Origin of the sequence: Burkholderia sp. MSMB0856 (assembly GCF_001524645.2) — a bacterium.
In the GTDB taxonomy this organism is placed as follows: Bacteria; Pseudomonadota; Gammaproteobacteria; order Burkholderiales; family Burkholderiaceae; genus Burkholderia; species Burkholderia diffusa.
The window spans coordinates 1179083-1202279 of sequence record NZ_CP013428.1 but is presented as its reverse complement, the minus strand read 5'-3'; the positions used below and the strand labels follow the sequence as shown (position 1 = coordinate 1202279).

The window sequence follows — 23197 nt, the reverse complement described above, 5'->3', positions numbered from 1 at the left end:
TCATTCGCTCCGCTCGCCGCTCAGCAGGTCCAGCTTCGGCAGGCTCTCTGGAGCGAGGTCCCGGATGATTTCGTAGAAGTCGAGCGCGAGCAGTCGCTGCGCACGCCGCAGCAGCAGCGGCGCCGGGTGGCTCGGCTCGTGCAGTTCGAAATAGCGGCACATCTTGTCGATGCCGAGCCGCACGTCGTCGCGGCTCGCGACCTCGGCATCGCGCCAGGCCTGCCCGTTCGGCAACGCGGCCGGCGTGGACGCGGCGTGCGCGGCGCCGGATGCAGCCGGCGCCGCCGGAATCGAACCGTCCGCCGGCCGTGTCGCGTGCATCGGCACCGGCTCCGGCATTTCGTGCACGATGCGTTGCAACGCCTTTTCCGTGTCGCTCGCATCGGGCGACCATTCGCTGCCGAGCCGGTCCGTGACGTGCGCGCGGATCGCATTCAGCGCACCCAGCACCGCGCGCACCGCGTCGATCGGCACGCGGCCGTCGTCGCGTGCGGTCGACAGCGCGGCGACCAGGCCGTCGCGGCTGACTGTGGCCGGGCCGCCCGCTTCGTCGCGCCCGTCGAGCGCGCGTTCGGCGTCGCGCACGCTCGGGCCGCCGTCGAACAGCGGCTGGCGCCGCGCCGCGCGCGCGCATTCGTGTGCGCCGGCGACATCGGCGAGCGCGTTCATCCGCAATGTCGGATCCGGTTCGCCATCGGCGTCGAGGCGCGGATGCAGGTCGTCCCACCAGCGCCCGATCAGGCCGGCGACGACCGCGAGCCCGTCCGCGTAGCCCGGGATGCCGTGCTGCTCGGTCCAGCTGCGCGCGAGATACGCGGCGACACGCAAGTCCTTCGTCCGCTCGCCCAGCGCAAGCGCAAGGCGCTCGACCGCGCGCCAGTCGGGCGTCTCGGCCGGAATCACGGTGTCGCCGTATTGCTGCTCGGCGCGCGGTGTCGCCCGCTCCTGAAGCTGCAGGAAGTCGGCGTCGTATTCGAGGTTCGGACCGCACGGGGCTTCGGGCGAGACCTCCGCCAGCAGCCGGCCGATCAACTCGGCGCGCGGCGTCGCGGCCGGCAAACCGGGCGACGGCGAGGACAATGCGGCGGCAGCCAGCGCCGCCTGGCTGACGTCATTCGAATGCATAGTCGATGTTGACCGGTTTGCTGCCGAAGTCGATCGCCACGGTGCGGTGCAACGGCGGCAGCGAGCCGTTGCGGATCTCGATCTGATAGACGCCCGGCGTCAGCGACACCGAGCGCAGCGGCGGGCTCGCGCCGCGCCGTGCGCCGTTCACGTACACGTCGCCCCACGGACGCACGTTGAAACGGACCTGGACGGTCTCCTGTTTCGGCGGGCGCTGCTCGACGGCCGGCGCGTTGATCGCGGCAACGGCCGTCGCCGCTTCCGATGGCGACGCCGGCGCGGGCACTGGTGCGGTCGACGGCGGCGCAGCGGCCTCCGACGGCGGCACGTTGACGACGCGCTCCGATGTGTCGAGGCTGCCGGCCGGTGCGATGGTCGCGCTCGAGCCCGCTTGCGACGGTGTGACGCCGGCGATGTCCGTGGCGGTCGTCGCGACCTGCGGCGCGGGCACGGCCGCCCCCGCAGCGGGCGTGCTGGCCGGCGCGGCGGCCAGCGAGGGCGGAGGCACCTGCGCGGACGATCCGGCCGGCAGGCTCGACGGAGGCACGACGATCGGCGTCGGGCCGCGCTGCGCGAGCATCGCGTCCGACGCCGCGCCCGAGGACGCAACGCCCGCCAGCGGCTGGCTTGCCCCCGCTTCCGGTTCGCCCGCGACTTTCGCGGGACGCGACAGATAGGTCGCGGCGATGCCAACGACAATCATTGCTGCCAGCGCGCCACCCACGTAGGTCTTCGTGCGCCGGTTGCCCGCCGCGATGAACGATGGGCGGCGCGGCGGGTGGATCGGAGGCGATGCACCCGGCGACGGCGTGGATGTGGAGGCGCCAGCAGCGCCAGCAGCGCCAGCAGCGCCAGCAGCGCCAGCAATTGGCACTGCCGTTCCGTTCAGGTTTCCTGTATCCGTTGCACGGCCCTGCCCGCTGTCCGCCCCGGCGCTTCCCGATCGCACGCCGGCATCCTCACGCGCTTCAGGCGTCGAAGCCGACCGCTCGTCGTTCGCCCCTTCCTTTGCACGCCCCTCATCACCTTCACGTCCGTCGGATCGCCCGGTTTTCTCGGAAGCCGACAACGCCTGCGATACGGATGACGAAGCAGTTGCAGACGTGGGCGAGGCCGATGAATGCAGGGCTTGCGCAGCCGCCGTCGACGCCAAAGGCCCGCCATCGTTCGGCTTGTCGCCAGCCCCGGCGGACGCGATAGACGCCGTATCGGAAGTGCTCGTCCGGCCTTCCGCCCGCTCAGGCTGCGACGACCGCACATCCGATGTTGCATCGCCCGACGCCGTCCCGCGCTCACCGGCCGACGTATTTCCCGTCACCGCTGCCGCCCCCAAAACACCGGAAGCCACCTTCCCTGCTCCACCGCCGCCGGCATCGGCGGCCGGCGGCGCAACGGCCGCACCATACCCGCCGCCCGGCCGGTCGAGATTGCGCAACCCGAGTTCCGCCGCGAACGCCGCGACCGACTCCGGCCGATCCGGGATCCGCAACTGCAACGCGTGATCGATCGCCGCGAGGAACGCCGGGCTGTACACCTCGCCGGCCGGCAACTCGCGCGACGCGAGCGGCCGGTACGTGTCCTTGATGCTGCGCACGACGGCCGCGGGCGGCAGTTCACCTGTGATCAACGCGTGCATCACCGCGCCGAGCGCGTAGAGATCGGTCCACGGCCCCTGGCTGAACGCGGGGTCGTCGGTGTATTGCTCGATCGGCGCGTAGCCGGGCTTGATCATCATCGCGCCGTCGTCGACGAGATCGCCGATCCGCTTGCGCGCCGCGCCGAAGTCGAGCAGGATCGCGCTGCCGTTCGGGCGGATCAGCACGTTGTCGAGCGCGACGTCCCGATGGAAGCACTGCGCGCGATGCAGCGTGTCGAGCGCGCCGAGCAGCGCGCCGACGATGTTGCGCAATTGCGTCTCGCTCATCCGCGCACCGCCGTCGAGCAGCTGCTTGAGCGTGCGCCCCTCGTAGAACGGCATCACCATGTATGCGGTGCCGTGGCTCTCCCAGAAATGCAGCACCTTCACGAGCCCCGGATGGTCGAATTGCGCGAGCAAGCGCGCCTCGTTGAGGAACGCGCCGCGTCCCGCGTCGAACGCCTGGGCGAACCGCTCGGAGCGCAGTGACACCGTGTAGTCGCCGCCGCGCGTCGCGAGCATCGACGGCATGTATTCCTTGATCGCGACCGCGCGCCGCAACGTGCGGTCGAACGCGCGATAGACGATGCCGAAACCGCCGATGCCCAGCACCTCGTCGAGCTGCAGCTCGCCCAGGCGATGACCGAGCGGCAGCGGCCGCACCGTGAATTCGGGCGCGTCGCCGCGGGTCGCCGTGTCGTGCTCGTTGTCTCTCGATGAAGGGTCCTTCATGTCTACCTCGCGATACCGCATCCGTATTGCCTGCGTTGCCAGCCTCCGACCGCCGACCGGCACCGTCAGCTACCGCCGAACAGCGTCAGGAACAGCGCGTTGTCGGGTGTGCCCGTATGCGCATGCGTGCGCAGCGGCGAGCCGTCGGCGCGATTGGTCCACCAGAAGCTCGTCCCGCCGTGGGGATCGAAATAACCGGACAGCCCGGGCCACGCGGCGAGCGCCGGTCGTTCGGGCAGCGTTGCCGGCATCCCGTCGACAACTTCCGCCGGCGGCCCGCCGCCCGGCGCGAGCCGCACGCGGTCAAGCGTCTCCTCGAGGTCGACTGGCGCGCGCGCATGCCGGATCGCATCGAGCAACGCATGGCCGATCTGCCAGTAGAACGCGTCGGCGGCGTCCGGCAGCCCGTTCCAGTAGTCGGCCGCCGGCATCGGCAGCGTGACGATCACCGGGTAGTAGCGCCCGACGCGGTCGCAGCTCGGCGCGAGACAACCTGCCTGCACGCACGACGCGCCGGCGCCCGCCGGCACCAGGAAATTCCAGACCGGCGCGACCGTGTAGTGGCGCGCGATCTCGTCCGGACCGCGCTGGCGCATCGCGGCCATCCCCTGCTGAAGCCAGCGTTCCCACCACTGTGCGAGCGCATGCGGCAGCCGGCTGTTCACGAAGTCGCCGGCGCCGGGAATCTTTCCGTACCAGGCCGGGGCGTCGCCGTCGGCGCGCGTGAGCGGCGGCAGGCGGCTCATTGCTTCGGAGGGCATGTAAAGGACTCCATCTGGGGCAGCCTGAACGGATTGCGGACACTGCCCGCATTCACCTGCAGCACGAGCGGTTTGCCGTCGACGGTGAAGCGCGCGACCATCTGGTCCGACCCGCGCCCGGCCGACACGGCCGCGCGGTCGAACAGCCGGTGCAGCGCCCATGGCCCGTTGGTCGTGAAGCCGTCGGTCGCGCCGGCCTGCCCCGACACCTGCAGGCGCACCTGGTTGCTGCCGCGCGTGCCCGGCCAGTCCACCGCGCTCTGCACGAGCGGGCCGTGCGCATAACGGACGATCTGGCCGTCGACGTCGAGCACCATCTCCGTGAGCGACGGGTCCATTTCGAGCGGCTGGATCTGCACCTTCAGTTGCGCCGTGCGTGCACCGCCGCCGAAATACACGTCGCGGATCACCGCGGCCTTCTCGAACGACGAAAGCATCGCGGCGGCCGCCGGATCGGCGTCCGCATTGCGGTTCGCGAAACGCCACGGGTGCGACGTCGTATCGACGATCGACTGCAGGTTCTTCTGGAAGAAGTCGTCCATCAGGCCGCCCGGCGCGAACATCTGCGCGAAATCCGCCGGTGCGACGTCGCGCGACGATCCGCGCGCGAACGGATAGCGGCCCGCGATCGCCTGCCGGCAGAAATCGCCGACGTTCGCGCCGGCCCGTTGCGCGACGCTGCGCTGCTCGACGGTCGCGACGCTGCCGTTCGCGACGTTCGACAGGTCGTCGAGCACTTCGCGGAACGGCGTCGGCAGCCGCCCGGCCTGCGCGCGCAGCCGCGCGGGCGCGTCGGACGGCGGCGGCTGGGCGCCGCTGCGCAGCGCATCGTCGGTGGCCGTCAGGTACGTATAGAGCGCGTCGATCGACTTCAGCACCGCGTCGAACGCCTGCGCCTGATCGCCGCCTCCCGGCGCGAACGCGCGCAGCCCGGCGAAGTGGCTGTCGACCACCTGCTCGGGGCTCGCGGGCGCCACGGCTGACGGATTCGCGTCGCTCGCGCCCTGCCCCGCGAAGATCTGCGACAGCGAACTGCGCGCCTCGTCGACCTTGTCCTGCGCGCGCGACGCGAGATTGCGCGCGCCGCCCGGCGCATCGCCGAGCGCCGTGTCGCGCGCGAGCGCGATCATCAGCCGGGTGAGCGGCGAATCCGCCGACGACAGCGCGCGCGCGACCTGGATGCTCTGCGCGAGCGTCGCCGTGCGCTGCAGCTTGATGTCGGCGAGATAGTCGTCCCAGATCTTCAGATAATCGTTCAGGTACAGCTGGCGGATGTCGCGCGCCCATGCGGCGGCGTCGTTCGGCCCGGGGATCTCGGACAGCCCGAGATTCAGCACCCACACCTCCTCGCGCCCGTATGCGTCGACCTCGCCCGCGAGGCGCGGCGCGAACACGTTCCGATAGCCGTTGCGCGTATACAGGCCCGGCACGCCCTCCGACAGCGGCTTGCCGCTCTGGCGGCGGAACACGAGCGACGCGTCGGGCCCCACCGCGCGCGCGACGCTGAAATCGAATGCGGACGTCGCCGGCCGCAGCGTGCGCGTGAGCTGGCGATACAGCCGCTGCGAGAACGGCACTTGCCGCAGCCTGTCGCGCACGTCGGCCACGAGCCGCTCGTTCATCGGATACGGCGACACGGCCACCCGGTTGCCGAATAGCGCGGCGAGATGCGCGCGCAGCGCCGAGCGTTCGGCCGGCGAGAAATCGGGCGGCAGCGAGCGCTCCATTTCCAGGTCGACGACGGCCTGCACGAATGCGGGATCGTAGTGCGCGCTGTCATACAGCATCAGGTAGGCCTTCAGCGCCGCATACGCGTAGTCGGTTTCATCCGGCCGCGCATCGCTCAGCGCGGCCTCCATCCGGCGCGCGGCGATCGGCAGCAGCACGTCGTCGAGCGCGCGCCGGTACACGGCGTCGACGGCCTCGTCGATCTTCTCGCCCTGAAACAGCCCCCAGCGGTACGCGAGCGGCGGATGCGAGCGGTCGACGCCGCCGGCATTCGCGAGCCCGCCGAGCGCATCGAGCACCGGCAGCAACCGCGCGATGTCGGCCGCATCCGAGAACTTCGCACCGGCGATCTGCGCATCGACGGCGGGCACCTGCTGCGCGATCCGGTCGAGATACGCGCGATTGTTCGCATAGCTGCGCAGCCAGGCGGCCAGCACGACCATGCTCGCGAGCGCGAGGAGCGCATAGCCGGCGATCTGCAACACGCGCCGCTTCTGATGCCAGCGCAGGTCGCTGCCGGCGAGCGCGGCTTCGCGAAAGATGTGCTCCTGCAGCAACGACTTCAAGAAGAAGCTGCGCCCGGTCGAGCCGACCTGGGCAACCGGCGGCACGCCCTCGATCTTCAGGAAGCGCTTGATGCCGCTCATCACGCGGTCGAACGCGGTGCCTTCCTGCGTGCCGCTCGTCAGGTACACGCCGCGCAGCATCGGCATCGGCTCGAAGCTGGACAAGGAAAATACTTCGGCGACGAACTGGCCGAGCATGTCCTGCAAGTCGGCGACCTGCTGCGGCAGCAGATACGCCATCTCGCGCTGGCGCGCGTCGGTCTGTGTGGCGAGCAGCTCGGGCAGCCCGTCGTTTAGCCGCTGGTGCAGCAGCCGGTATTCGCGGTCGAAGGCGGCACGCAGGTCGAAGCCCGGCGCCTCGCTTTGCGCGAGCGGGAACGTGAAACCCCACACCTGCGCGCATTCCGCGCGGCCGAAGCCGCCGAAATACTCGGCGAAGCCGGCCAGCAGGTCGGCCTTCGTCACGAGCAGGTAGACGGGAAACCGGATGCCGAGCTGCGCCCGCAGCTCGAGCAGCCGCTTGCGCAGCACCATCGCGTGCTGCGTGCGCTCGGCTTCCGACGCGCCGACCAGGTCGGCGACGCTGATCGTCAGCATCGCGCCGTTCAGCGGCTGGCGCGTGCGGTACTTCTTCAGCAGTTCGACGAAGCCTTTCCACTCGGCTTCGTCGAGTGCGCGGTTGCCTTCATGGGTCGTGTAGCGGCCGGCCGTGTCGATCAGCACCGCGTCGTTCGTGAACCACCAGTCGCAGTGCCGGGTGCCGCCCACACCGCGAATCGCGGCACGGCCGAACTGCTCGGCGAGCGGAAAACTGAGCCCGGAATTGACGAGCGCGGTCGTCTTGCCCGAGCCCGGCGCGCCGATGAACACGTACCACGGCAACTGGTACAGATACTGGCGCGACATCCGGTCGAACCAGCGCGCCAGCCCCTTGCGCGCGGTGTCCGCCTGCCCGAAGCGGACCTTCTTCAGCAGCGCCGCGGCCTCGTCGAAGCGGCTGCGCAGCTCGTCGAGCTGGGCCTTGGCCGGATCGTCGGCGTTCGCCGGCCCGGGCGCGGCCTCGCGCAACTGGTTCAGCAACTGCGCGTTCAAGCGGCTTGCGTGCCAGCTTCGCCATGCCACGCGTGCGCCCCACGCGGCGAACAGCACCGCGATCGTCACCGCGCGCGCCCAGCCGCTCTCGAGCGGGCGGATCTCGGCGAACGCGAACAGCGGCCCGGCGAGCCACACGAAACACGCGAGCACGACGAGACCGGCGAAGGTCCAGATCTCCCGCGACGGCAACGGCCGGACGAAACGCGCGACAGCCTGGTTCATGTCAGTGCGCTCCCTGCGTCGCGCCGACGGCGGCACTGCCGGGCGCCGGCAGCAGCGTGATCTCGACGCGCCGGTTCAGCGCGCGGTTCGCGGGCGTATCGTTCGGCGCGACCGGATCGAGCGTGCCGCGCCCCTCGGCCGCGAGTCGCTCCGGATGGTCGAGGCGCGCGGCGATCATGCCGCGCACAGCCTCCGCGCGCTCGCGCGACAGGTCCCAGTTCGACGCGAAGCGTGCCGTGTGCACCGGCGTGTCGTCGGTATAGCCGGTCACGCGCACGTTGCCGGGCACCTGGTTGAGCGCATCCGCGACGCGTGCGAGCACCGGCGCGTAACGGTCGATCACCGACGTCGAGCCGGACTTGAACAGCCCGTCGCCGCGCAGCACGATGACGCTGCGATCGGCGTCGTCGCGCACCGACACGAGGCCGGCCGCGATCTCCGGCGCCAGGAACTTCGCGACGCGCGGCGCCGCCGCCGGGCGCGGCGGTGCCTGAGCAGGCTGCAGCTTCGGCACGTGCAGCGCGTCGATCGACGCGAACAGCCGGTCCGAATGCCCGGCCAGCGCAATGCGCAGCCCGACGAACACGCCGAAGCCGATCAGCAGCGCGAGCGCCACGCAGACCCAGAGCGGCACGACGAAGCGACGCGACACGTCGCGCGTGACGACGTCGCGCCAGTGCGGCGACAACGCGGGCTCGAATTCGCCGCGCACCGAGCGGATCGTGTGAGCCAGTTGCCAGCGCAGCGCGTCGAGTTCCGCATGACCGTTGTCGAGCACCCGATAGCGGCCCTCGAAGCCGAGCGCGAGACAGAAATACAGCAGCTCCAGCAGGTCGAGGTGCTGGCGCGGCTGCTGGGACAGGCGTTCGAGCAGATGAAAGAACTTCTCGCCACCCCACGTTTCGTTGTGGAACGACACGAGCAGGCTGTGCGACGACCACACGCTGCCGCCCCACGGCGTCAGCGCGGCTGCTTCGTCGAGCGCCGTGCACAGGCAGTAGCGCGCGCCGATGATCGCCTCCGACGGCACGCCGGCTTCCTGCGCGCGCGCCTCGAACTGACGAATCTCGACGACGAGATGCTCGCGCAGCCACGCCGGATTCGGATGATGGACGGTCGAGCGAATCTGGGGCACGAGATTGAGCAACGGGTTGGCGGCCGCGACGAGCGGATTCGTGCCGCTTGCGGCCCAGCGGCCGGGGCGCGGCTGCGTGGCCGTCGGCCCGGCCGCGCCGGACGCGGCCGATGGATGCATGCCGCCCGGATTCGGCGGCACGAATCCGCCTGCGCCGGCGGAAATCGAATCGGAGGAAGAATTCATCGCGCTGCCCCGCCGTCACCCGCGAATCGCCCAGAACTCCATCGAGAGCCCCGGAAATTCGCCGGCGAAATGAAATGCGAGACCGCCGGAGCGCGCCAGCTGCTTCCACAGCTCGCTGCCCTTGTCGATCTCGAAGTACGTATGACCCGCGTGATACGGGATCTGCCGCGGCGCGACCGGCAACTGGCGCATCGTGATGCCCGGCAGCTGCAACTGCACCAGGTCGCGGATCCGCTCAACCGGGCCGAGCTTCGCCTGCGCCGGAAACCGCGCGCGCAGGCTGTCGGCCGGCACGTCCGCGCGCACGGCCAGCACGAAGCCGGCCGTGTCGCGCAGCGCGGGATCGGCGAGCGTCGCGACCCGGATGCCGTTGCCCGCGTCGCGCAGCTCGATCTGGATCGCGTTTTGCTCCAGCACCGTCGACAGCGACCGGCGCAGTTCCGTCATCAATTCGGCGAAGCTCGTGCGCAGGTCGTCGTGCACGTAGACTGCGAGCGATTGCGGGCGCCGGCCGGCCGCCGTGAACGTGCTGAGGTCGCATGCGAGCTTCAGCCAGTCGCGGAACAGCGCCTCCGGATGCGTCGCGACGTCCTGTTGCGCGTGCCAGGTCAGCGCCAGATAGCGGTTCACCAGTTGCAGCAGCAGGAAATCCGCGACTTCCGATACGCCGCCGCGCCCCGGCTCCGACAGGCGCTCGGCCAGCGCGTCGCTGCGCTGCGTCAGCAATCCGTGCAGCTCCCGCGTGTATGCCAGCAACGCCGCGTCGCGCTGTGCGACCAGGCGCGGCGGAATGTAGCCGTCGTCGACGAGCAACCGCGCGTCGGTGCGCCGCTCGACGATCCGCACGACGCCGAGCGCATGCCAGTCGCCGGTCAGCTCGGTGTCGAGCATCAGCCGGACGTTCAGGCGCCCCGTTTGCAGCAATGCGGGGCCGAGCGCGACCGCGTTCGCATCGGCCACTTCGTATTCGCGAACGACGTAGCGCGCGACGTCCGCGCCGCCGTTGCCGCTTGCGCTCCCGCCGAACGACACCTCCTCGCCGCCGCCGCGCCACAACGGCAACGCGAGCACGACGAGCTGGTCCTTCGCATCCGGCGGCACGTCGAGCGGCTCGGGCAGATCGTCGGGATGCGACAGGTCGAACGGCGTGCCGTCGCGCATCACGCCCGCCGCCGCGCGAAGCGCGACCTTGCCGAGCGCGAGCTGCTCCCGGTCGATCTCGAGCGTGTCGAAGCCCCAGTAGAAGCCCTGCAGCGGCAGGCAGCGCAGCGCGACGTAGCGCTCCCAGTGCCGTTCGAGCTGTTGGAAATGCTGCGGCCGAAGGAACATTCCTTCGGTCCACACCACGCGCTGGCGCAGTGCGGCGACCGGCGTCGCGGACATCGTCGGTTCGGTCATGGGCGCCCCCGCGTGTCGTTCAGCGCGAGACCGCCGTTCCTGACCGCGATCGACAGCTTCAGCTCGCCGGGCGACGTCTGCCAGAACTTGTATACGTTGAGCTGCTTCGCGCGCGGTAGCGGCACCGCGAGGCGCCAGCGGTTCTTGTCGAGCATCCGGTACTCGGCGATCACGCCGACCGCGCCGGCCTCGACGTTGCCGCGGTAATGCAACGTGCGCGACTCGCCCGGGCGCAGGATCACGCGGTCGGTGCCGAGCAGGTCCGCGCCGAGGATGTTCTCGGGCTTGTCCTGCAGCGAGAAGAAGTCGGCGCCGTCGAACGCCGATGCCGCGCGCAGCTGGAACACTTTCAGCACGATCGGCGAAGGCTTGCGGTTGAGGTCCGGATTGACGTCGGGCGCCACGTCGACGGTGATCGCATACGGCACAGCGGCGGCACGCTCGGTGGCGCCGCATCCGGGCAACAGCAATGCACATCCCAATACGATGAACCCGCTCGACCGCCAGCGCATATTTCATCCTCGCAGCGCAATAATTCCCCCGTCGATTTCCGTACGCGAAACCGACACCTCTAATTAAAAGGGGACAATTAATTGACCGGTAATTATGTGACTTGCATATCCTTCCGCTTAAATTTCATTCGGCAATTTATTCTTGTAAAAAGACGGGTCAAATCGCCAATTACGGAACGAGATCGAAATTGGGGAAATGGCGATGAATTGGATTGATTTCTGTCATTTTGAAAAGGCGCGTTAATCCGACCGGTTCGCTACGGCGGCCCGGTTCTATTGCAGGTTCACTTGCGATATGGACGTTGAACCCAAGCCTGACGGCCGTCGGCGGTCGGTGGCTACGCCCCTGCGGGTCATGTCACGCTGTTTGCGCTGCCCGAACGGAGGGCCGGCTTTTCCGATCATTGACCGGTGCCGGGCAAACAACTGACGAATCCCAAAAAGCACAGCGAACTATAGAATCGATTTTATGGATTAACAAGTCAAAAACCCGGAATCGATTTGAGTGAAAACTCGGGCGCAATTTCCAAAATGAAACAAAACGTAACGGCGACATCGCCCGCCTTGATTGGCACTAGAATCCAACAGCGCTTGTGCACCACCTTCCAATAACGCACATATTTCATTTCAGAATGAAAGGCCGTTCATCGATCGTGATTTTCCTCGGCGCCTTGCTGCTGGGAATCGGCGGGTGCAGCACGTCCCCCACGCAATCGGCGGCGCGCGCCGCGGTCGACAGCGCGCGCGCGGCGTATGGCGCCGGCGACTACGGACGCACGATCGCGGTCCTGAGCCGAGCGAAGGAGATCGACGGGGCCGATACCGACACGCAGATCACCGCGCACAAGCTGCTCGCGTTCAGCTATTGCGTGACGAACCGCATCGCGCAGTGCCGCGCCGAGTTCTCGAAGATTCTGGACCTCAACCCGCGCTTCGACTTGTCCCCCGCCGAGAAGGGACATCCGATCTGGGGGCCCGCGTTCGAGTTCGCGCGCCGCAGGCATGCGTCGTCATCCTGACCGAACCGGAATCCCCGCCAGCGTTTCCTTACCGAGCGACGTATGACATGCAACTGATCGTGATCGAACATGCCGGCGAGCCGGTCGAAAGCGACACCTACGACGCCGTCGTGTTCCACCCGCCCGGCGGCACCATCGGCCGGGCAACCGACAACCATCTCGTGCTGCGCGACGACACTCGGCAGATTTCCCGGCTGCAGGCCCTGCTGCAGGTCGGTGACGATGCGTGCCTGCTGAAGAACCTGAGCAGCGTGTCGACGATCGAGGTGAACCGCGAGCCCGTCGGCTATGCACAGGAGCGCCCGCTCAATACCGGCGACATCATCCGCATCGGGCCGTACGTGCTGCGTGCCGAGCGTGACGACGGACATGACGCGCCGGTCGTCGACATGCCGACCACCTCCAGCGCGAGCGCCGACCCGCGAGGCACGTCGGGAACCGCCGCACACGCGCACGTCGACGCGAAGACGACCGGCAACCGGTTGTGGGGCCTGCTGCAGGATCGCCTCGCTCCCCGCGGCAAGGCAGCGGACACCGGCACGCGATCCGGTACGGCGGCGCGCAGGGAGGCGGCGCAGCCCGCGAGCCGCGCCGCGCCGCCGGTGCCATCACAACGCGACCTGAATCAGTTGTCGACCGACCCGCTCGACTTGTTTGTACAGTCGTCGCCCGATATCGGTGGATCGGGTTCGGTGTCTCCGTCCGGACGCGGCGAGTCGGATCGCGGCGCGTCGTCCGCGACGCAAGCCGATCATGCGCCCGAGTGGACGCAGCACGTGCGTGTGCAACCGACGACGCCGCATGCGGAGCCACGTCCCGCCGACGAGCCTGCACCGCAGGCGAACCGCGCGCCGACGCCCGATGAATTGCTGAACGCGTTCTTCGAAGGCGCCGGACTCGATACCGCCGCCGAGTCGCATCAATGGTCGGCCGAACAGCTGTACATCGCCGGACAGTTGCTGGCGCTGTTCGCGAACGGCACGGTCGAGCTGCTGTCGTCGCGCAGCATCCTGAAGCGGGAGGTGAAGGCGCACATGACGATGCTGCTCGATCGCGAGAACAATCCGCTGAAGCTGCTGCCGGACGGCGGCGCCGTGCTGCGCCAGATGTTCGGGCTGCCGCTGCCGGGCTTCATGTCGCCGCAGAGCGCGGTCAGCGACGCGTTCCAGGATCTGCACGCGCACCAGATCGGCATGGTCGCCGGCATGCGCGCGGCGCTGATGGACCTGCTGACGCGCTTTTCGCCGCAACGGCTGCGCGAGCGCGACGATGCGATGCGCTGGTACGAGAAGCGCGTGCCCGCGCTGTACAAGGCGAGGATGTGGGACCGCTACGCGGCGACGCATCGCGACACGGTGTTCGCGATCGAAGACGATTTCGCGTCGGTGTTCGGCAAGGCGTTTCTCGCCGCGTACGACGCGGAGGTGGAAAGCTATCGCGGCAGCAGCCGGCATTGAGCGGCGGGTGTCGCAGGCCCCGTGCGCGACGGGAACGACCGCCATTCCCGGGCGAAGCCGACCGCCAGCGACGCAGAAACAACAAGGCCGGGCAGAACGCCCGGCCTTCGGCAACGCTACCCGCGTGCGCACCGCACAACCGGCGGCACGCGCGTGGTCGAACGGTCGTCAGACCGCCATCACCGTCACCGACTTCGTGACGAGGTACGGCTCCAGCGCTTCCGGCCCGCCTTCCGACCCGTAGCCCGAATCCTTCACGCCGCCGAACGGCATTTCCGGCCACGGCGTCGCCGGCTGGTTGATCCACAGCATCCCGACTTCGAGACGCTGCGTCAGCAGGTGCACGTTCGCGAACGAGCGCGTGAACGCATAGCCGGCCAGCCCGAACGGCAGACGGTTCGCTTCGGCGATCGCGTCCTCGAGCTTGTCGAAACCGCGGATCGCCGCGACCGGGCCGAACGGCTCGTTGTTGAACACGTCCGCTTCGAGCGGCACGTTCGCGATCACGGTCGGCGCGAAGAAGTTGCCTTCCGAGCCGATCCGTTCGCCGCCGGTCTCGATGCTCGCGCCGACCTTGCGCGCGTTCTCGACGACCGACGCCATCGCGGTCAGCCGGCGCGGATTCGCCAGCGCGCCGAGCGTCGTGCCTTCCTCGAGGCCGTTGCCGATCTTCAGCCCCTGCGCATGCTGGACCAGCGCGCGCGTGAATTCGTCGCGAATGCTGTTGTGCACGAGGAAACGCGTCGGCGAAATGCACACCTGGCCGGCGTTGCGGAACTTCGCGCCACCGGCGGCCTTCACCGCCAGCGCGACGTCCGCGTCCTCGGCGACGATCACCGGCGCGTGGCCGCCCAGTTCCATCGTCGCGCGCTTCATGTGCTGGCCCGCGAGCGCCGCGAGCTGCTTGCCGACCGGCGTCGAGCCCGTGAACGTCACCTTGCGGATCACCGGGTGCGGAATCAGGTACGACGAGATTTCCGCCGGATCGCCGTACACGAGACCGATCACACCGGCCGGCACGCCCGCGTCGACGAACGCGCGCAGCAGCGCGGCCGGCGACGCCGGGGTTTCTTCCGGCGCCTTCACGAGGAACGAGCAGCCGGTCGTGAGCGCGGCGCTCAGTTTGCGCACGACCTGGTTGACCGGGAAATTCCACGGCGTGAACGCCGCGACCGGACCGACCGGCTCCTTCACGACGGTCTGCTGCGCGCCGAGATTGCGCGGCGGGACGATCCGGCCGTACACGCGACGGCCTTCGTCCGCGAACCAGTCGATGATGTCGGCTGCCGACAGCACTTCGACACGCGCTTCCGTCAGCGGCTTGCCCTGCTCCTGCGTCATCAGCTGCGCGATCGTGTCGGCGCGCTCGCGCACCAGCGCGGCCGCCTTGCGCATCGTCGCCGCGCGCTCGTGCGCGGGCACCTTGCGCCATGCTTCGAAACCGCGCTGCGCCGCGGACAGCGCGCGGTCGAGATCGGCGATGCCCGCGTGGGCCACCTTGCCGATCGTCTTGCCGGTCGCCGGGTTCACGACGTCGATCGTCTTGCCGCTCGCGGCGTCGACCCACTCGCCGTCGATCAGCAGTTGTGTATCCGTATAAGTCACGTTAGCCATCCAGACACCCCAGTTTTGCGTCGATAAAACGCGCGCTGCCGCGTACGGCCGCACGCCGGTTGACAGAAAGCACTATGTTGCCGGGCGCCCTGCCCCCGGCAACCTTCGACAACGCGCACGCGGCACGCATGCCCGTCGTCATCCGCCACGTTCGGCCGCGCTCAGCGCGCGGCCGCCGTCGCCTTGCGGAGTTTCGCGACGTCCGCCGCCTGCACGGCCGGCGCGCCGTTGTTCCAGCCGGCGCGCATGAACGTCAGCACGTCGGCGATCTGCTGGTCGTTCAGCTGGTTCGCGAACGCCGGCATCGGATACGCGGACGGCACGCCGCCGATCACGAGCGACTCGCTGCCGTTCAACGTCACGTTGATCAGCGACGATGCATCGGCCTCGAGCACGTTCGGATTGCCCGCGAGCGGCGCGAGCAGCGGCGCGTAGCCGCGACCGTCCGCGCCATGGCAATTCATGCAGAAAGCGTTATACACCTTTGCGCCTGGATCGTTCGCCGGCCGGCCCAACGCGACCTGCGTCGGTTTCGGGTCGTAACGGTAAGGCGGCGCGCCCGTGCCACCCGCCGCCGGCAGCGATTTCAAATAGCGCGAGATCGCCGCGAGATCCTCGTCGGTCAGCTCCTGCGTGCTGTGGTTGATCACGCTGACCATCGAGCCGAACGCGGTCGCATGCTGGTTCGCGCCGGTCTTCAGGAACTGCGCGACATCCGCATCGTTCCAGCGGCCAAGCCCGGTATTGTGCTCGCCGGTCAGGTTCGATGCGAACCAGTTGTCGATCGGCGCGCCCGACAGGAACGCCGACCCGCTTTCGTCCAGCGCCTTCTCCTGGAAGCCGACGCCGCGCGGCGTATGGCACGACCCGCAATGCCCGAGCCCCTGCACGAGGTACGCGCCGCGGTTCCACGTCGCGTCCTTCGCCGGCTTGTCGGTGTACGGCGTCGTGTCGAGGAACACCGCGTTCCACAGCGCCAGCGGCCAGCGCATGTTGAGCGGCCACGGAATGTCGGACGCGCGGTTCGCCTGCTTCACCGGCTCGACGCCGTGCATGAAGTACGCGTAAAGCGCCTTCACGTCGTCGTCGCGCAGCTTTGCGTACGACGGATACGGCATCGCCGGATACAGGTGATGGCCGTCCTTCGCGACACCCGAGCGCAGCGCGCCCGCGAACTCGGCCTCGGTATAGCCGCCGATGCCCGTGTCCGGGTCGGGCGTGATGTTGGTCGTGTAGATCGCGCCCATCGGCGTGACCATCTTCAGGCCGCCGGCGAACGGCGCGCCGCGCGGCGCGGTGTGGCACGCCACGCAATCGCCGGCCTTCGCGAGATACGCGCCGCGTGCGACCAGCGCGCTGTCGGCGGGCGCCGTTTGCGCGGCATGCGCCGCCGTGCCGGCCATCGACGCGGACAGCGCGATCAACGATGCGCCGAGCGTGCGAGCGGCGCGATTCAGGCTGTTAGGGGTGAGGTTTCGCATGGTGTGTCTCTCCCCTCAAGCCGTCTTCAGCTGGTTGCCGACCGGGAGCTTGCGCAGCCGCGTGCCGGTCGCCGCGAAGATCGCGTTCGACAGTGCCGCCGCGGTCGCGGCGGTGCCCGGTTCGCCGATTCCGCCCGGCGCCTCGGCGCTCTTCACGAGATGCACGTCGATCGGCGGCGTCTCGTTGATGCGCATCATCCGGTAGTCGGTGAAGTTGCTCTGCACGACGCGGCCGTCCTCGATCGTGATCTCGCCATACAGCGCGCCCGTGATCCCGAAGATGATGCCGCCCTGCACTTGCGCCTCGATCGTGCCCGGATTCACGGCCATCCCGCAGTCGACCGCGCACACGGCACGCTTGACCTGCACCTCGCCGCCCTCCACCGCGACGTCGATGACGATCGAGAAGAAGCTGCCGAACGCGTGCATCACCGATACGCCGCGTCCTTGCCCTTTCGGCAGCGGCGTGCCCCATCCTGCGGCCTTCGTCGCGACGTCGAGCACGTTCAGCGCGCGCGGCGTCTTGCCGAGCAACGCGCGGCGGTACTGCACGGGATCGGTCTTGGTCTGCGCGGCCAGTTCGTCGATGAAGCTCTCGACGACGAAAGTGCTGCGCGTCGGGCCGACGCCGCGCCAGAACGCGGTCGGTACGTGACGCGGCTCCTGCCGCACGTAATCGATCAACTGGTTCGGCAGGTCGTACGGCAGGTCGGTCGCGACTTCGACCGCGTCGGGGTCGACGCCGTCCTTGAACGCGGGCGGTGCGAAGCGCGCGAGGATCGACGAACCGACGATGCGGTGCTGCCACGCGACCGGCTTGCCGTTCGCGTCGAGGCCGGCCGAAATCCGGTCGTAGTAATACGGCCGATACATGTCGTGCTGGATGTCTTCCTCGCGGGTCCACACGACCTTCACCGGCGCATTGACCTGCTTGGCGATCTTCACGGCCTGGCCGATCATGTCCGTTTCGAGCCGCCGGCCGAAGCCGCCGCCGAGCAGATGGTTGTGCACGACGATCTTTTCCGGCGGAAAGCTCGTGAGTTGCTGCACGGTATCGCGCGCGCGCGTCGGTACCTGCGTGCCTACCCAGATCTCGCAGCCGTCGGCACGCACGTGCACCGTGCAGTTCACCGGCTCCATCGTTGCGTGCGCAAGGAGCGGCTGTTCGTAGATGGCGTCGATACGCGTCTTCGCATTCGCGAACGCGTGGCCGACGTCGCCGTCCTTGCGCGCGACCGCGCCCTTCCCGTTCGCGGCGGCCTGCGCAAGATCGGCGACGATATCCCTGGTCGATACCTTCGCGCCCGCACCTTCGTTCCACTTCACGACGAGCGCCGACGCGCCGCGCTTCGCGGCCCACGTGTGATCGCCGACCACCGCGACCGCGTTGTCCGCGCGCACGATCTGGCGCACGCCCGGAATCTTCCGGGCGGCCGACTCGTCGACGCTCGCGACGGTGCCGCCGAACACCGGGCTGTTCACGATCACCGCGTACAGCATGCCGGGCAGACGCACGTCGAGCCCGAACTGCGCGGTGCCGTCGACTTTCTCGGGCGAATCGAGCCGCTTCACCGGCTTGCCGATCAGCTTGAAATCGGCCGGCTGCTTCAGCGCGACGTCCTTCGGCACCGGCAGCTTCGACGCGGCGTCCGCGAGCTGGCCGTACGATGCGCGCCGGCCGCTCGGCGGGTGCCGCACTTCGCCGTTTTCGGCCCGGCAGGTGGCCGGATCGACGTTCCATTGCTTCGCCGCAGCGGAAACCAGCAGCGTGCGCGCGGTCGCTCCCGCGCGGCGCAGCGGTTCCCACGCGTAGCGCACCGACGTCGAGCCGCCCGTCAACTGGCCGCCGAGCAGCGGATCGAGGAACAGCTTCTCGTTGGGCGGCGCGTGGTCGAGCGTGACGTTCGACAGCGGCACTTCGAGTTCCTCGGCGATCAGCATCGGCAGCGCCGTGTAGACGCCTTGCCCCATCTCAACCTTCGGCATCACCAGCGTGACCTTGCCGCTGCGGTCGATCTGCACGAATGCGTTCGGCGCGAATACGCCGGCGCGCGCACTTTCGTCCGCATCGCCGCCGATCACCGAGCGCCGTGCGTCTTCGCCCGCCGCCGGCAGGCTGAAACCGAGCAGCAAGCCGCCGCCCGCCGCCGCGCCGAGCGACATGCCCGCCTTCAGAAACGAACGGCGCGACACGCCCGCGCCGGCCGCCTTACCTGCTTCGATGAGTCCTCGCGACATGTCACGCCCCCTTCGCAGCTTGCTTGACGGCCGCGCGAATCCGGTTGTACGTGCCGCAGCGGCAGATGTTGCCGGCCATCGCCGCGTCGATGTCGGCATCGCTCGGGTTCGGATTCGACGCGATCAGCGCCGTGGCCGCCATCACCTGCCCGGACTGGCAGTAGCCGCACTGGACGACGTCGAGCTCGCGCCACGCTTCCTGAACCTTCTGCCCGGCCGGGGTCGCGCCGACGGCTTCGATCGTCGTGATCCTGCGGCCCGCGACGGCCGCGACCGGCAGCACGCACGAGCGCGCGGCGACGCCGTCGAGATGGACGGTGCACGCGCCGCATTGCGCGATCCCGCAGCCGAATTTCGTGCCGGTCAGACCCACGACGTCACGCAGGACCCACAGCAGGGGCATGTCGTCGGGGGCGTCGACCGTGCGGTTCTCGCCGTTGATATTGAGGGTGACCATTCAGACTCCGGGGCCGATGTATTGGGGAAGCGGCGCGAACGATGCACCGCGTTGTCGTTGTCATTGCCGCCGCGTCATGCGTGACGGCTGCCGCGCGGCCGGGGCGGGAGCGAGCCGCGACGACGGTGCTGCGTCGTTACTCGGCCACGTCGATGCCCGACAGCACCTTGATGACGGGCGGCGCCGCGAACCAGTCGGCCGACTTCACGCGGAATTCGGCGAAATACGGGCTGGCGAGGTGCGCATCGAATGCGGCCTGGTCGTCGTAGATTTCGTACAGGTGCAGGTTCGGCGAACCGTCCTGCTCGCGGAACAGGTCGTAGCGCCGGTTGCCCGGTTCGACGCGCGTCTTGGCGACCATGCTGCGCAATTCGGCCTCGGCGGCCTGCGCGTGTTCGGGTTTCAGGAACAGGGAAGCAATTACGTGAAGCGCCATCTTGTCACTCCTTTCGAAACGGAATCGAGCATGCCACAAGCCGGCGTCTCGCGACGCCAGCGTGCAATCGTTGTGTGTCGTCCTGCGCCGGTGTCAGGCCAGTTCGTCCGGGCCCACGCGCACGACGACCTTGCCGAAATTCTTGCCGGCGAGCAAGCCGATCAGTGCTTGCGGTGCGTCAGACAGGTCGGGGACCACATCTTCGAGCGTCTTCACCTTGCCCTGCGCGACCCACTCGCTCATCTCTTTGAGGAACGACGCATAACCGGTCGCATAGTGATCCAGAATGATGAACCCCTGCATCCGGATGCGCTTGCGCAGGATCGTGCCCATCAACGCCGGCACGCGGTCGCGGCCGCTCGATACCGCGGTGTCGTCGTACGCCGCGTCGTTGTAATGCGCGATGATTCCGCACACCGGCACGCGCGCATGATCGTTGAGCAGCGGCCACACCGCGTCGAACACGGCACCGCCGACGTTCTCGAAATAGACCTCGATGCCGTTCGGGCAGGCGTCCTTCAGCCGGGCGGCAAATTGCGGATCGCGGTGATCGACGCACTCATCGAAGCCGAGCGTGCCCTTCACGTACGCGACCTTGTCGGCGCCGCCCGCGACGCCGACCACGCGGCAGCCCTTCAGCTTCGCGATCTGGCCGACCACCGCGCCGACGGCCCCGCTCGCGGCGGCCACGACCACGGTTTCGCCGGCCTTCGGCTCGCCGATCTTCAGCAGCCCGGTGTACGCGGTGAACCCCGGCATGCCGAGCACGCCGAGCGCATGCGACGGATGCGGGAAGTCGCGGCCGAGCGGAATGAGATCGCTGCCGTCGGACAGCGAATAGTCCTGCCAGCCGCCGCCGGCGACGACCAGGTCGCCTTCGCGATACGCGGGCAGGTTCGACGCCACGACACGGCTGATCGTGCCGCCGACCATCACGTCGCCGAGTTCGACCGGCGGTGCATACGACGGCGCGTCGCTCATCCGGCCGCGCATGTACGGGTCGAGCGACAGCCAGACCGTGCGCAACAGCACCTGGCCGGCGCCGGGCACCGGCACGTCGCCGGTCTCGGTACGGAAGTCGTTCGGGGTGGGCGCGCCGACCGGGCGCGCGTTCAGGATGATTCTGCGGTTTGCTGCCTTGCTTTGCGGCATGGGAACCTCCGTCAACAGGAAGGGACGTGCACCGGGCACGATCGGATCAACTTGGACAACCGTGATGCGCGAGGCTGCAGGCCGTGCCGGCCAATCGGCCGGCGGCGCCGCAGCCTCGCGGGTAAAGCAACGGGATTTCAGCGTAAGTAGACCAGTCGTCTAGTGTTCATTCAAAAAACAAGGCGCGCCCGCGCGCGCCCACGTTACGACTGCGCTCCGTCTGGCTCGAAGGACGGCAGGTTCAGCATCCGCCGCGTTTCGAGCATCGCGCGTTCGAGCGGCTTGCGATTCCGGTGAATCTTCTCCAGCAGCGTCGCACCCAGCCACAGCTCGTAAAGGATCGCGGCCGTATGCGCCGGATCGTCGACACCGCTCAGCGAGCCGTCGGCCAGCCCGGCCTCGATCCCGCCCGCGAGCCGCTCGATGATCTGGCCGGTGCCGCGCCGTAGCACCGCGCGCATCGCCTCCGACAGATCGGACACTTCCGCGCCGAGCTTCACCGCGAGGCACTTGCCTTCCGGATCGTCCGCGCACTGCGTGTGCAGCCAGTTGCCCCAGTACGTCATCAGGCGCTGCGCGCCCGTGCCGGCCTGATGCCCGAGCAGGTTGTCGAGATGCGCGAGATAGCCTTCGAAATACGATTCGAGCAGCGCCTCGCCGAACGCCTCTTTCGAGCCGAAGTAATGGTAAAACGAGCCCTTCGGGATGCCCGCCGCGGCGAGAATCTCGTTCAGACCGACCGCCGAGAACCCCTTGTGGAGCATGATCGGCTTCGCGATATTCAGGATGTGCTGGCGGACTTCCGCGCCTGAAGATGCATTCATGATGGCGTATCTTAGCAACGATTAGACCGGTCGTCTAGCAACGTCGAGCCGGCAAGTTGAGCGGCACTTTACCCGAATCGCGCCGCGTCGCGGATACGCTGTCGCCGCACCGTGGCGTCCATGTCACGCAGGTTTGGGAATGCGCTTCCTGGCGACCGGTTTCGCCGCGCGCAGGCTGCCGCCCGCCGGCCGCCCGGGCGCCCTGCGCACGGGCGGGCGTGATGCGCGTTCGGCACGCAATGCGTCGAGCTCGCCGACATACGCGACGTTGGCCGCGCGGGCGCCGTCGAGCTGACCTTCGAGCACGCCGCAGCGGTGCTGCGTGTCGGCCAATTGCGCTTGCAGCGCCGCGATGTCCTTGCGGTACTGCGTATCGCGCTGTTCAGCGCGCGTCGCGGCCGCGTCGAGTTCCTTTTGAACGCGCGCGGCCGCGAGCCGTTCGCGGTCGATCTCCTGAAGCGCCCGCTTCTCCGATGCACGCAAGCGTTCCTCCGCCCGGCCCGCGTCGTCGCGCAACCGGTCGAGCTGCGACGTGAAGTCGGCGCGCGCCTGCGCCAGCGCACGATCGGCGTCCGCATTGTCGGACTTCAACCGTTCGACCTCCGCCTGCAGCGCGCGGCGCGATGCTTCGTCGGCCGCCCTCGCCTGCTCGAGCTCCTGGATGCGCACCTGGGCCGCCAGCAGCGCGCTCGTGCGGTGCTCCAGCGCGGTTTCCGTGCGGGACAGGTCGGCCTGCGATGCGACGACTTCCGCCTTCGCTGTCGCCCGTTCAGCTTCGACTTCGGCGCGCAGTGCATCGAGCGCTGCGGCAGCATCGGTCGTCGAGCGGCTCCACAACGCGGCGACGAGCTCGCCGGCCGCAGCCTGCAGGTCGGCCGGCAGGTCTGGATGCTCGATGCGCACCCGGCTCTTCTCCCGCAACTCGGCCCAGAACTCGCCGAGAACCGCCGTCGGCGTGCTCATGCTGCCCTTGCGCACGAGCTGGTACAGGCGGTTCGCGGTGGGCGTGATGCCGAAGCGGAAGAACATCAATGCGCAGACCTCGCGATACAGCTCGCGGGTTTTCGGGAAATCGGCCTTCAGGCGGTCGATTTCGGCGATCAGGCGGGAGTCGTCGGGGGTGAGGTCGGGCATGGCGGGTTGAGTCGACAGTTTCGTGAATAATATAACGTAAACCGTCAAATATCCAATCATGCGCCCCTTTTGGTTTGACATTATTTCTATAATGTTGAGGTCTTGTGGGCGCACTTCGTTATTTCCGAATGTGGCGTTCGTTTGCTCAAATTTGTAACTATTCTCACTCTCTTGCCGCGATGCCCACGGAAGCGCATTACCGCGAACACGACGAACGACATCACGCACTCCATGACGCACGAGCGAATTGCTACGCGGCGTGTGCAATTTTTTCTGACCAGGGTGGCTA

The 23197-nt window shown here is 68.5% G+C and carries 17 protein-coding genes; 2 read left to right on the top strand and 15 right to left on the bottom strand.

Annotated elements, in window-relative coordinates; translation table 11 throughout:
- From tssA to tssJ, 7 genes are all read right to left on the bottom strand, one after another.
- A complete protein-coding gene (gene tssA / locus WS87_RS23005; protein ID WP_082750651.1) occupies nucleotides 1-1125 on the bottom strand; it encodes a type VI secretion system protein TssA in 1125 nt (374 codons plus the stop codon).
- The gene (locus tag WS87_RS23000) at nucleotides 1112-3493 is read right to left on the bottom strand and encodes a serine/threonine-protein kinase (protein WP_059819096.1); all 2382 of its coding nucleotides are present in this window, start codon (nucleotides 3491-3493) and stop codon (nucleotides 1112-1114) included. Before WS87_RS23000 ends, tssA begins: the two co-directional genes overlap by 14 nt.
- A gap of 65 nt (nucleotides 3494-3558) precedes the next feature.
- Entirely contained in the window at nucleotides 3559-4254 is a 696-nt protein-coding gene (gene tagF, locus WS87_RS22995) for a type VI secretion system-associated protein TagF (RefSeq protein ID WP_107938194.1), read from the bottom strand.
- A complete protein-coding gene (tssM, locus tag WS87_RS22990) occupies nucleotides 4236-7865 on the bottom strand; it encodes a type VI secretion system membrane subunit TssM (RefSeq protein ID WP_059819094.1) in 3630 nt (1209 codons plus the stop codon). Before tssM ends, tagF begins: the two co-directional genes overlap by 19 nt.
- Nucleotide 7866: 1 nt before the next feature.
- Nucleotides 7867-9186: a DotU family type VI secretion system protein gene (locus WS87_RS22985; protein WP_059525491.1), complete on the bottom strand. Its 1320-nt coding sequence runs from the start codon at nucleotides 9184-9186 to the stop codon at nucleotides 7867-7869.
- 15 nt (nucleotides 9187-9201) lie between these two features.
- The gene (tssK, locus tag WS87_RS22980) at nucleotides 9202-10584 is read right to left on the bottom strand and encodes a type VI secretion system baseplate subunit TssK (protein WP_059819093.1); all 1383 of its coding nucleotides are present in this window, start codon (nucleotides 10582-10584) and stop codon (nucleotides 9202-9204) included.
- A complete protein-coding gene (gene tssJ, locus WS87_RS22975; RefSeq protein ID WP_059819092.1) occupies nucleotides 10581-11096 on the bottom strand; it encodes a type VI secretion system lipoprotein TssJ in 516 nt (171 codons plus the stop codon). Before tssJ ends, tssK begins: the two co-directional genes overlap by 4 nt.
- Before the next feature lie 632 nt (nucleotides 11097-11728).
- Here tssJ and WS87_RS22970 point away from each other — a divergent pair.
- Entirely contained in the window at nucleotides 11729-12115 is a 387-nt protein-coding gene (locus tag WS87_RS22970) for a TssQ family T6SS-associated lipoprotein (RefSeq protein ID WP_059819091.1), read from the top strand.
- 47 nt (nucleotides 12116-12162) lie between these two features.
- A complete protein-coding gene (tagH, locus tag WS87_RS22965; RefSeq protein ID WP_059819090.1) occupies nucleotides 12163-13572 on the top strand; it encodes a type VI secretion system-associated FHA domain protein TagH in 1410 nt (469 codons plus the stop codon).
- Nucleotides 13573-13740: 168 nt separating this feature from the next.
- On the opposite strand, the gene WS87_RS22960 is transcribed toward tagH, so the two are convergent.
- The 8 genes from WS87_RS22960 to WS87_RS22925 all read right to left on the bottom strand — a co-directional run bounded on the left by WS87_RS22960 (nucleotide 13741) and on the right by WS87_RS22925 (nucleotide 22908).
- Nucleotides 13741-15186 (bottom strand): NAD-dependent succinate-semialdehyde dehydrogenase, encoded by a 1446-nt coding sequence (locus tag WS87_RS22960; protein WP_059819089.1) that lies wholly within the window; start codon nucleotides 15184-15186, stop codon nucleotides 13741-13743.
- Nucleotides 15187-15347: 161 nt separating this feature from the next.
- Entirely contained in the window at nucleotides 15348-16667 is a 1320-nt protein-coding gene (locus WS87_RS22955; RefSeq protein WP_059819088.1) for a c-type cytochrome, read from the bottom strand.
- 15 nt (nucleotides 16668-16682) lie between these two features.
- Nucleotides 16683-18905, bottom strand: a complete 2223-nt coding sequence (locus tag WS87_RS22950; RefSeq protein ID WP_059819087.1) for a xanthine dehydrogenase family protein molybdopterin-binding subunit — start codon at nucleotides 18903-18905, stop codon at nucleotides 16683-16685.
- Between the two features lies 1 nt (nucleotide 18906).
- Complete coding sequence (locus WS87_RS22945; RefSeq protein WP_059525474.1) at nucleotides 18907-19362, bottom strand: (2Fe-2S)-binding protein; 456 nt, start codon at nucleotides 19360-19362, stop codon at nucleotides 18907-18909.
- 136 nt (nucleotides 19363-19498) lie between these two features.
- Complete coding sequence (locus WS87_RS22940; RefSeq protein ID WP_059525472.1) at nucleotides 19499-19798, bottom strand: putative quinol monooxygenase; 300 nt, start codon at nucleotides 19796-19798, stop codon at nucleotides 19499-19501.
- Between the two features lie 93 nt (nucleotides 19799-19891).
- Nucleotides 19892-20950 carry an NADP-dependent oxidoreductase gene (locus WS87_RS22935; RefSeq protein ID WP_059819086.1) on the bottom strand — a complete coding sequence of 353 codons (1059 nt, stop codon included), beginning with the start codon at nucleotides 20948-20950 and terminating at the stop codon, nucleotides 19892-19894.
- A 203-nt stretch (nucleotides 20951-21153) separates the two neighbouring features.
- Nucleotides 21154-21774 carry a TetR/AcrR family transcriptional regulator gene (locus WS87_RS22930; RefSeq protein WP_059525468.1) on the bottom strand — a complete coding sequence of 207 codons (621 nt, stop codon included), beginning with the start codon at nucleotides 21772-21774 and terminating at the stop codon, nucleotides 21154-21156.
- Nucleotides 21775-21897: 123 nt separating this feature from the next.
- On the bottom strand, nucleotides 21898-22908 hold the full coding sequence (locus WS87_RS22925; RefSeq protein WP_059819085.1) for a DNA-binding protein: 1011 nt from the start codon (nucleotides 22906-22908) through the stop codon (nucleotides 21898-21900).
- Between the last annotated feature and the right edge of the window lie 289 nt (nucleotides 22909-23197).

Coding starts and splice junctions, on each gene's coding strand:
- tagH (WP_059819090.1), top strand. CDS start 12,163: ATGCAACTGATCGTGATCGAACATGCCGGCGAGCCGGTCGAAAGCGAC.
- tssA (WP_082750651.1), bottom strand. CDS start 1,125: ATGCATTCGAATGACGTCAGCCAGGCGGCGCTGGCTGCCGCCGCATTG.
- tagF (WP_107938194.1), bottom strand. CDS start 4,254: ATGCCCTCCGAAGCAATGAGCCGCCTGCCGCCGCTCACGCGCGCCGAC.
- WS87_RS22955 (WP_059819088.1), bottom strand. CDS start 16,667: ATGCGAAACCTCACCCCTAACAGCCTGAATCGCGCCGCTCGCACGCTC.
- tssJ (WP_059819092.1), bottom strand. CDS start 11,096: ATGCGCTGGCGGTCGAGCGGGTTCATCGTATTGGGATGTGCATTGCTG.
- WS87_RS22945 (WP_059525474.1), bottom strand. CDS start 19,362: ATGGTCACCCTCAATATCAACGGCGAGAACCGCACGGTCGACGCCCCC.
- WS87_RS22925 (WP_059819085.1), bottom strand. CDS start 22,908: ATGCCCGACCTCACCCCCGACGACTCCCGCCTGATCGCCGAAATCGAC.
- WS87_RS22985 (WP_059525491.1), bottom strand. CDS start 9,186: ATGAATTCTTCCTCCGATTCGATTTCCGCCGGCGCAGGCGGATTCGTG.
- WS87_RS22935 (WP_059819086.1), bottom strand. CDS start 20,950: ATGCCGCAAAGCAAGGCAGCAAACCGCAGAATCATCCTGAACGCGCGC.
- WS87_RS22940 (WP_059525472.1), bottom strand. CDS start 19,798: ATGGCGCTTCACGTAATTGCTTCCCTGTTCCTGAAACCCGAACACGCG.
- WS87_RS22960 (WP_059819089.1), bottom strand. CDS start 15,186: ATGGCTAACGTGACTTATACGGATACACAACTGCTGATCGACGGCGAG.
- WS87_RS22970 (WP_059819091.1), top strand. CDS start 11,729: ATGAAAGGCCGTTCATCGATCGTGATTTTCCTCGGCGCCTTGCTGCTG.
- tssK (WP_059819093.1), bottom strand. CDS start 10,584: ATGACCGAACCGACGATGTCCGCGACGCCGGTCGCCGCACTGCGCCAG.
- WS87_RS22930 (WP_059525468.1), bottom strand. CDS start 21,774: ATGAATGCATCTTCAGGCGCGGAAGTCCGCCAGCACATCCTGAATATC.
- WS87_RS22950 (WP_059819087.1), bottom strand. CDS start 18,905: ATGTCGCGAGGACTCATCGAAGCAGGTAAGGCGGCCGGCGCGGGCGTG.
- tssM (WP_059819094.1), bottom strand. CDS start 7,865: ATGAACCAGGCTGTCGCGCGTTTCGTCCGGCCGTTGCCGTCGCGGGAG.
- WS87_RS23000 (WP_059819096.1), bottom strand. CDS start 3,493: ATGAAGGACCCTTCATCGAGAGACAACGAGCACGACACGGCGACCCGC.